Source organism: Pseudomonas sp. AKS31 (assembly GCF_023634765.1).
Classification (GTDB): domain Bacteria; phylum Pseudomonadota; class Gammaproteobacteria; order Pseudomonadales; family Pseudomonadaceae; genus Aquipseudomonas.
In genome coordinates this window covers 31,264-33,335 of the sequence record NZ_JAMLFX010000011.1, presented here as the reverse complement: position 1 = coordinate 33,335, position 2,072 = coordinate 31,264, and the positions used below count along the sequence as shown (strand labels likewise).

Sequence of the window (2,072 nt, the reverse complement as noted above, 5' to 3'; positions counted from 1 at the left end):
CCTGCTCGCGAATGCGGTGTGTCAGTCAACAAAGATGCTGAATGACACACCGCATTCGCGAGCAGGCTCGCTCCCACATTGGAGATGGGTTGCCCACTGGAATTGTGGGCAACCCATTCACATCACCCGCGGTGACGACCGCGGAAGTAGTTGATCAGGCCCTGAGTGGAAGGGTCATCGGCAAGGGTTTCATCGCTGCCAACCAAGCGGTTGTAAACGCCTTTGCCCAGTTCCTTGCCCAGTTCCACGCCCCACTGATCAAAGGCGTTGATGCCCCAGACCACGCTTTGCACGAACACTTTGTGCTCATACATCGCCACCAGTGCGCCGAGACGCCGCGGGCTGATGCGTTCAACCACGAGGGTGTTGCTCGGGCGGTTGCCCGGGATCACCTTGTGCGGCGCGAGTTGGTGCACCTGCTCTTCGCTAATGCCCTTGTCGCGCAGTTCCTGCTCGGCTTCCGGCAAGGTCTTGCCGAGCATCAGCGCCTGGCTCTGCGACAGACAGTTGGCGTACAGCCACTGATGGTGGTCGGAAACCGGGTTGAAGCTGACGATCGGCACGATGAAGTCGGCCGGGATCAGTTGGGTACCTTGGTGCAGCAACTGGTGGTAAGCGTGCTGACCGTTGCAGCCGACGCCGCCCCAGATCACTGGGCCGGTATCGGTCGAGACTGCGGTGCCGTCCTGGCGCACGCTCTTGCCGTTGGATTCCATGTCCAGCTGTTGCAAGTGTTTGGTGATGTTACGCAGATAGTGGTCGTACGGCAGGATCGCGTGGCTTTGTGCGCCCCAGAAGTTGCCGTACCAGACGCCGAGCAGGGCCAGCAGCACCGGCATATTCTGTTCGAATGGTGCGGTCTGGAAGTGCTGGTCCATGGTGTAGGCGCCGGACAGCAGTTCCTTGAAGTTGGACATGCCGATGGCCAGGGCAATCGGCAAACCGATGGCCGACCACAGCGAGTAACGCCCACCGACCCAGTCCCACATCGGGAAGATGTTTTCTTCGCGGATACCGAATGCCACAGCTGCCGCGTTGTTGCTCGATACGGCGATGAAGTGACGATACAGCTCGGCTTCCGAACCGCCCTGCGCCAGGTACCAAGCGCGAGCAGCCTGAGCGTTTTTCAGGGTTTCCAGAGTGTTGAAGGACTTCGACGAAACGATGAACAGCGTGGTCTCGGCGCGCAGTTTCTGCGTCAGCTCGTGGAATTCGCTGCCATCGATGTTCGCCAGATAGTGGCAACGCACGCCTTTCTGCGCGTAGGACAGCAGCGCTTCGGAGACCAGCTCAGGGCCGAGGAACGAGCCGCCGATACCGATGTTCACCACGTCGGTGATCGGCTTCTCGGTGTAGCCACGCCACAGGCCATCGTGAATCCGGCCAACCAGATCGGTGATCTGGTTCAAAACCTTGTGGACTTCCGGCATCACGTTGACGCCATTGACCGACAGCTTGTCGCCCACCGGGCGACGCAGGGCGGTGTGCAGCGCCGGGCGGCCTTCGGAAGTGTTGACGATTTCGCCTTCAAACAGCGCTTTGATGGCGCCCTTGAGATCGACTTCATTGGCCAGACCGACCAGCAGGTTGCGGGTCTGGGCGTTGATCAAATTCTTCGAATAATCGAGAAACAGTCCGCAGCTGCTGAGGGTGAACTGGTTGAAGCGCTGCGGATCGGCGTTGAAGGCTTCGCGCATGCTGAAATCCTGCATGGCTTGGCGGTGATCTTTCAACGCTTGCCAGGCGGGCAGAGCGGTAACGTCTTGAGGAGTGAGGTAATACGCCATCGCTGCGGTTTTCCTTTTTACTTGAACGGCCTTTTGAACACTGAACAGACCCGGCACGCCATGTTTGGGCATGGGATCAACTGTGTCGGCACGATTTCCGGACACAGGGCGAATACAGTAAACCTCGCGCTGCGTTCTGTCTTGACTTTGTCTGACCAGATCCCTGTACTTTTTTAACATTCGCAGAGGAATCTGGCCGACAAACGGAGGTGCCTGGAAGACTTTCACCCCTCCGGCATGCTGGCAGCTGGTTTGTGCAGTACCGAAAAGACCTGTGGGAGCGAG

General features: G+C 58.8%; 1 protein-coding gene. It reads right to left on the bottom strand.

Annotated features, from left to right (window positions below; genetic code table 11):
• Positions 1-122: 122 nt before the first annotated feature.
• Entirely contained in the window at positions 123-1,787 is a 1,665-nt protein-coding gene (gene pgi, locus M9827_RS22040; protein ID WP_250607130.1) for a glucose-6-phosphate isomerase, read from the bottom strand.
• Between the last annotated feature and the right edge of the window lie 285 nt (positions 1,788-2,072).

Excerpts from the sequence above, each read along its gene's own strand:
- pgi (WP_250607130.1), bottom strand. The coding sequence starts at position 1,787 with ATGGCGTATTACCTCACTCCTCAAGACGTTACCGCTCTGCCCGCCTGG.